This window comes from Streptomyces sp. NPDC052109, from assembly GCF_040680195.1.
GTDB lineage: Bacteria > Actinomycetota > Actinomycetes > Streptomycetales > Streptomycetaceae > Streptomyces.
Genome location: NZ_JBFAWF010000018.1, coordinates 176382 through 184101, shown reverse-complemented (window position 1 = coordinate 184101; position 7720 = coordinate 176382). Strand labels below are relative to the sequence as shown.

Below are 7720 nucleotides of genomic sequence, written 5' to 3'. Positions count from 1 at the left end.
CCTGCTCCCACGCCAGGAGCCAGATCACCTGAGGCGACGAGCGAAACGGACCAGATCATCTGAGATTCCGACCAGACCGACTGAGACGGGACAGCTTGGTGCCGTTGGTGGGGCCTATGGCGTCGGGTTGGCGGGATTTGAACCCCCGACCTCTTCGTCCCGAACTATCGGCTGCATGGCCCTCGCGGCCCAGGACGCTTGTCGTGAGGTCTTCGAAGACCTTTGCTGGGCGCCTGCGGTTGCGGTGCTTGCTGTACTCCGCTGCTGTACAGCAACCACCAGCGTGCGCTCGTTACCTTGGGGGATTGGCCGCCAGCCGGCAGGCACCGTTCGCGGCGCCGCCCGGCACGCCGGCCTCGGTCAGGCCCTTCACACAGCCTTGTAGGTCGTTGTGCACACCTTGGGTGCATGCCGTTCTGACGGCATCCGAGACTTCGACGCCCGCCCCCTGGACCAGGTTTGTGCAGGCCGGGATGTCCGCATGGGCGGCGGGGGCGGCGAAGACGACGCCAAGTACGAGGGCTAGACCGGTGAGGAGACCGGCTGCGCGGGACGACGTGCACATGGGAGCCACCTACTCTCCGGGATTGGTCGGGACTCGCGGATTCAAGGCGCCGAGCAGCGGACGTGGCGGTGTGCAATCGGAGTCCCGCCCCGGCGACCCTCGGCTCGGCAGTATCTCCCCTCCCCCATACGACGCTAGAACAGCCCGTCACCCCGCGCACTTCGGTCCGGCCGCGGGGCAATCCTTGTAGGGCGAGCACCACCTGAAAGGCGAAGACCGCTTCAGCGTGCCGACGTTGGCGAAGATGGCTGGCACCGCAGCTTGTAAAGAGTTCGTGCGCGCGGCAGGAGACCAGGTCCGAGTTGCGTCGTCTCACCGGAGGTTGAGTAGTGCGGGCACGTCACGTTCTGCGCAGAGAGCCCCGACGGATCTGCCAGACCATCAAAAGCCACCTGTACACGGCGATTCTCCATGATGCCAGGGCCGCCATCCCGCCCGTCTGGTCCGGCGCGCTCAGGTAATGCTTTCCGAGTGCCCGTCGGGGAACCTGCACGTGGGGCCGGAGTAGGGGCCGCCCGGGTGGACCGTTCCGCCCTGGGCCGTGCACTGTTCGGCCGAGATAGTCGGATACGTCGATGCCTGAGCGGTGGCGGCGCCGGCGGCACTCACGCAGGCGAGGGTTGCTGTGGCGAGGGCGAGCCCAAGCAGTCGTCGTATGTGCATGGCTTTCTCCTCTCGCGTGCCCCTGGTTCGGTGCTTCGGGATGACCGGGCTTATGCCAGGGACGGCCTATTACTCAGAATGGGTGACGATGAGCAGACATGCGAGTCGTGGCGGGCGGGCGCCGCAACCCCTCCGACGCTGGAGGGGGCGAAGAGAAAAGACGTCGATCCCCATGGCCTTCCCGACCGAACTCCACTTCCACGACCTTCGGCACGCGGGCGACACGCTCGCCTCGACGGCCGGGGCGAGCACCCGGGAGCCGATGACCCACATGGGCCACAGCAGCTCACGCGCCGCGCTGATCTATCAGCACATGGCCAGAGACCGTGACCGGGACAGGGCCACCGCGGATCGGCTCGGGGCCATGATCCGGGGTGGCGGGGGAGCGGGCTCCGACTCCGACGAGAAGGGCTGAGAACCCTCCCGAGTCGGCCCTTCTCTCTGTGCCCCCGGCGGGATTCGAACCCGCGACACCGCTTCGCCGGAGGAACAGGAAGTGGCGAAGGCGGCGGCAAAGGATCTCTGGACGGAATCGGATCTCGTCTTCACCACGCGCTACGGCATTCCGGTCGAGCCCCGGAACTCTACCCGCGAGTTCAACCGGCGGTGCGACCGCGCCAAGGTGCGGCAGATCCGACGTGCACGGCACCCGCCACGCCTGCGCCTCGCTCCTGGCAGCCCTGGACGTCCGCCCCCGGATCGCGACGCAGATCCTTCGGCACTCCGAGATCGCAGTGACGATGGAGGTCTACACGCACGTACCTTCCGCCGAGACCCGGCGGGCGCTCCGGAAGCTCGGAAAGGCCACTCGGCGGGAGCAAGCAGAAGGACGGCAGGAAGAAAGGCACGAGCGAGCAGGAAGAGCAGCCGGACAGGGACGGCCAGCAAGAGCCATAGAGGTTGCTGTACTCCGCTGCTGTACAAACGCTCAGAGGCCCATTCGCGATCATGCGAATGGGCCTCTGGCCTGTGTCGGGGTGGCGGGATTTGAACCCACGACCTCTTCGTCCCGAAGCAACTCAGTAGAGGCCTCCGCCTTGGGCTAGGTCATCTTTCACCTGCGTTGATGGTCCGCTGACGCCCATGCTCGTCTGCCGTTGCCCGTGGGCGTTGTCACGCAGCCAGACACTCAGTGGGGCCAGCGGCCGACCGGCCATGCGCCGGCGGTCAACTCCATGGTCACTTCCGGCCCAACACAGATTTCGCGGATTCTTGCCGAGATCACTCAAAAGGCGTGCGGATGTGACGCATGTTTAGCATCATGGGTGGTGGAGCTGACCGGCGTGATGTGAGGGTGGGGTATGGAAACTCTAGAAAATATCGGAGACGCTAGCCAGTTTTCGGTAGGCCTCTCTGGGGTCACTTTGCCCGGAGGGTAAAGTATTGATTTTCCAAAACCTGGCGTTACAGTTTTCGTCGGACCTAATAATGTCGGAAAGTCGACCATTCTTAAGCAGATTCAGGTGCGACTAAATCAAGGGGCTAGGTCGCATTTCCATCCCGCGCCAACCTTGATCGAAGCTGTGGGCGTTCAGATCACAGGTAAAGAGGAAGACGCGATTGCCTGGCTTGAGGAGACTTCTCACGTAAATAGATACGTCCCCAATCCGACCTTCTCCAGACACGTGGCTGGGAATGTGAACTTGTTCGAGGTGAGCCAGTGTCTGGCTGGCGCGGCAAGCGGTATGGGGCTGAATTCACTAACATCATTTGTACTTTTCTATGGCGACCCATGGCACAGGATTAATTTTGTCAATCCAGTAGAGATGCGTAATACGCTTGAAGAGCATCCGACTCACCCAGTGCATGCGCTTCAAGACCAGCATGAGCTATTTGAGGAGCTAAGCGACCTATCCATGCGTGTTTTCAAGAGCCCGCTTACATTGGACCTCTTGAGTAAAATGTTGAACATTCGAGTCGGCGCCCCGTCCGTAGAGGCCCCTCCGTTCGATAAGGTCACACTAGAATACAGAAACGCAATTTCCGTTTTGCCGCGATTGGATAGTCAAGGTGATGGCATGCGGAGCTTCATTGGATTGATGCTTCCGCTGATTACGGCTACTTACCAAGTAGTGATGATTGATGAACCAGAAGCTTTCCTCCATCCGCCGCAGGCAACACAACTTGGCCGAGTTCTCGGCCAACTGGCTAAAGAAATGTCGATGCAGGTCGTGCTGGCGACCCATGACAAAAATCTGCTGGCTGGCTTGCTCCAGTCAGATGCAGACATCTCCATTGTTCGGTTGGATCGCTCCCCGTCCAACGTGACGACGGCTCATCAACTGAGCGTTGCCAACCTGCGGCGTATTTGGGCCGATCCTGTGTTGCGTCACACGAACGTCCTCGACGGGTTGTTCCACAAGCTGACTGTCCTCGCTGAGGGGGACCGCGATTGTACTTTCTACAGTGCCGCCTTGGAGTTTCTGGATACTCAACAGGAACTACCAGTGCCCCCGTCGGAGATCCTCTTCGTTCCTTCCGGCGGAAAAGGAGGCCTGCCTGTGCTGATCGACCGTGATTTTGAAGTCATTGAATGATGCCTTCAAGGGGCGTGAGGGGAATGTTTTCGATTCGGCTACCGCCGATGAATTTCGCACTTTGGTCCGCTCGAAGGAAAGTCCATGGAAGGCGCTCAAGCAATACGGTGAATCAGCTTGGCGGGGCAACCCGGGTGCTGCTGCGGCGGCTGTGCGTCTCCTGGAGAATTTGGATGAGCTTGGGATTGTCGCAGTGAAGGTGGGGGAGCTTGAAGGCTTCGCTCCTACGCTAGATGTGAGGAAAGGGCCCGAATGGGTCCCTGCTGCTATTTGGGGTGGCTATCATGAACAGTCGGCGGCGCAGGATCACTTGAGGAGAATGATCAGGCGGGCCGTAGGATGATGTGACCGAAGCTTCCTGGCGTGTTGATGTAGTGAGCCGGCAGTGTCACCTTGCACGATCGTAGGCGCTGTGAGAACGGCCTCTGACCCGGGTTTTCGGTCGGGGGCCGCTCTTGTGTTCCAAGTGCCGTGACTGCCCGATGTTTCCCGTTGTTCCTCGCTTGCTCGGGCACGACTGGGGCACGGCACCTTCTGATCCGTAGCTCTACAGAGATTGGCCGGAGACGGTCATACCGGTCACTTAGGCGTTTCTGAGGGGGGTTGGCGGTCGGGTGTGGTTGACGGGGTTGCTGTATCTGGTTGCTGTACAGCGGTCGCAGCTTCGCGGGCCCGGGCAAGGTTGTTGCGGACTTTGAGGGTGTCGGGGTGGTCGGGGCCCAGGATCCGTTCGTAGTCGGCCAGGACCCGCTCGCGCAGGTCGAGGGCGTCTTGGACCCGCCCGGCTGCGCCGTAGAAGAGGGCGAGGTTGTTGCGGGCTTTGAGGGTGTTGGGGTGGTCGGGGTCCAGGATCCGTTCGTAGTCGGCCAGGACCTGCTCGCCGAGGTCGAGGGCGTCTTGGACCCGCCCGGCATCACGGTAGAAGAGGGCGAGGTTGTGGCGCGCGGTGAGGGTGTTGGGGTGGTCGGGGCCCAGGATCCGTTCGTAGTCGGCCAGGACCCGCTCGCCGAGGTCGAGGGCGTGTTGGACCCGCCCGGCATCACTGTAGAAGTTGGCGAGGTTGTTGCGGGCTTTGAGGGTGTTGGGGTGGTCGGGGTCCAGGATCCGTTCGTAGGCGGCCAGGACCTGCTCGCCGAGGTCGAGGGCGTCTTGGACCCGCCCGGCATCACTGTAGAAGAGGGCGAGGTTGTGGCGCGCGGTGAGGGTGTTGGGGTGGTCGGGGCCCAGGATCCGTTCGTAGGCGGCCAGGACCTGCTCGCCGAGGTCGAGGGCGTCTTGGACCCGCCCGGCATCACTGTAGGAGTTGGCGAGGTTGTGGCGCGCGGTGAGGGTGTTGGGGTGGTCGGGGCCCAGGATCCGCTCAAAGTCGGCCAGGACCCGCTCGCGCAGGTCGAGGGAGTCTTGTACCCGCCCGGCTGCGCTGTAGCAGAGGGCGAGGTCGCCGCGGGCTTGCAGGGTGTGGGCGGGGTGGTCGGGGCCCAGGATCCGTTCGTAGTCGGCCAGGACCTGCTCGCCGAGGTCGAGGGCGTCTTGGACCCGCCCGGCATCACGGTAGGAGTTGGCGAGGTTGTTGCGGGCTTTGAGGGTGTCGAGGTGGTCGGGGCCGTGGATGCTGTTGCTGAGCCTCACGGTCGTTACGTTGTACTCAATCGCCTGGTGGTAAAGACCTGCTTCGGCCAGACTGTGGCTGACCCTGTAGATGCATGGGTGGGCTGCGGGCTGCCACAGGGCCGGCCGGGTCAGCTGGTCGAGATGGACCACGTTGGCGCGGAGCAGGGCGGCCAGTTCCCGCTTTTCATGGTCGTGGCGAGGCCACAGACTCCTGATGGCGCTGGCGGCGGTGCGAGCTGTGGTGGGCAACGTGCCGGGCGGGATGGTCTCACGCACGGCGCGGGCGGTCAGGGCATGCATACGCAAGGGGGCGGTGGCGGCGTCCTGGGTGATCAGGGCGTAGGTACGCAGGCATTCCAGCGCGTAGTGCACTTCCATCTCGGTTACGGGCGGGTAATGCTTGAGTAGCCACCGGCGTTGCGGCGGACGTGCGGTGCGCAGGTGGTCGAGTGCTTCGGGTGTCGTCCATGCGGCGGCGGGGTGGCCGAGGGGGTCCATGAGGGAGGCGAGGTGCAGCAGGGGCCTAGCCAGGCGACCGGCGTCGGACTCCTCTACCGCGTCGAGGGAGAGCAGCAGCGAAGCGGTGACGGGACGCCCGTAGCTCTCGGTGTCCGCGCTCGCCGGCAGTAGATCGCCCAGCTGGCTGCCGTTGTCGCGCAGCAGGGCGAGATAGTCGGCCATCGAGGTCCGCTTGTTGATGAGATACGCGGCAGCATGACCAAGTGCGAGGGGAAGGTGACCGAGTTCAGCGGCCATCTCGCCCGCTTGGGCGCGATCGTGCAGATAGGCGTGACCGGCATCGGCGAGCCGGCGCTTCAGGTAGGCGCGGGCCTCGGGGTCCGTGTAGAGGCCGATCCGGATTAGGGCGCGCCCCTGACCGCTGAGCTGGGCGTCCTCACGCCGACTGGTGGCGAGGACCCAGCCGTGGCCGGTCCCGCTGTCGGGCCACCAGTCCCGAACGCAGGTAGGGTCGCCGATGTCGTCCAGTACCACCAGCCACCGCCGCCCGGTCGCCGCCAGCCACCGCAGAAACAGCCGTGCCGCACCCTCCTCATCCTCAGGGGACACTCCGGGAATGTGTAACCGGCCGGCCGCTTCCGCGTACGCGCTGATGATTTGGTCAATGCCGGTGGCACGCACCCACACCAGCACATCCACCCCGGCCTCATCCGCACGCTCCTGATCCCGTAGCTCCCGCGCCAGGGACGCCGCAAGCTGGCTTTTGCCTACCCCGCCAGGACCGGACAGCACTACGTCACGGCCCCCGCCACGCGCCGCCTTCACCTTCTTGTGCACCTGTGCGCGGGGCTGGAAAGCCGCGGCCGGACGCGGGACATCCCCTACCCATACTGGCCACTCGACCGACGGATCCTGCACCGGCGCAGGATGCACATGCATGTCCCCCGCCACCTGCGTCACATTGCCGTGCGCCTGTGCCTGCTGGCGCACACGGTGCTGCCCCGAGCCCCCCGCCACCCCTCGCCTCCTTGGCCTCAGGCCCGGTCCCCGCCGACCTGATCGATGTCCCCTGCGCCGTCGGAACGGGCCTTCTGCCGCAGGTCCTCACCCACCGCAGCACCTGGCGACCCGGCCCCTACGCCCTGACTGCCACCCGTCTGCCGGATGCGGCCCCCACCGCGGGCAGACTGTCGCACCCGACGAGTCCCGGCCCCGCCGGCCTGCGATGCCCACCAGCCCAGGGCGGCCAGTACCCCCGCTGCCACCACACCCGCCACCGGACTGATCACATCCCACGGAACATCGCCCCCCGTCGACAGCACTGCCCACGGCACCGCCACCACAGCGAACGCCAGAGCCGAACCCACCACCGCCACCAGCCACCGCAGAGCAGCCTGCACAACCCACCCCCAAGAACAGTCAGGCATCAGCCTTTAGACCGACCATGTTGGCACGTAGATATCTCCACCCGCCGCATGAACCCACAACCCCCACCAATCCACATCTGGCACCGTGCCACTGAGAGTGCGGAGCCTCAACGGACGAGTCAAGCCCCATTGAGTGCGATCAGTCACCGAAGAAGTGACGGGCCGGGTCCCTGGCCTGCGGCCGTGTAATCGATCGACGCTGCGACCTGCGACTTAACCGTCGGTGGTTGTCAGCGTTGGTCGTCGTTGAGCGCCCCCGCACGGCCCAGAGACGGCCCGAGCGGGGGCGTCGTGGTGTACCCCCTCGATGCGAACTATGGGCACGGGGGGGTGTTGAGGTCTCTACGGCCGGTCAGAGAGCCTGTGACGGACCATGACGAGCGATAAGAGACGTCGCGGTTGCTGTACTCCTCTGCTGTACAGCAACACCAGCGGAGACGGCGGTAACCGCCTCCAAG

The 7720-nt window shown here is 64.4% G+C and carries 2 protein-coding genes, 1 tRNA gene and 1 pseudogene; 2 read left to right on the top strand and 2 right to left on the bottom strand.

The annotated features are described in order from the left end of the window. Positions 1–1415: 1415 nt before the first annotated feature. A pseudogene (locus AB0L59_RS30530) lies at positions 1416–1643 on the top strand (site-specific integrase); the annotation flags it as partial. 29 nt (positions 1644–1672) lie between these two features. Here AB0L59_RS30530 and AB0L59_RS30525 read toward each other — a convergent pair. Then, positions 1673–1790 (bottom strand) — tRNA-OTHER (locus AB0L59_RS30525). 961 nt (positions 1791–2751) lie between these two features. Between AB0L59_RS30525 and AB0L59_RS30520 the strand changes: the two genes are divergently transcribed. Beyond that, positions 2752–3765 carry an AAA family ATPase gene (locus AB0L59_RS30520; RefSeq protein WP_365589847.1) on the top strand — a complete coding sequence of 338 codons (1014 nt, stop codon included), beginning with the start codon at positions 2752–2754 and terminating at the stop codon, positions 3763–3765. Between the two features lie 579 nt (positions 3766–4344). Here the strand turns inward: AB0L59_RS30520 and fxsT are convergent. Continuing rightward, positions 4345–6774, bottom strand: a complete 2430-nt coding sequence (gene fxsT / locus AB0L59_RS30515; protein ID WP_365589854.1) for an FxSxx-COOH system tetratricopeptide repeat protein — start codon at positions 6772–6774, stop codon at positions 4345–4347. Between the last annotated feature and the right edge of the window lie 946 nt (positions 6775–7720).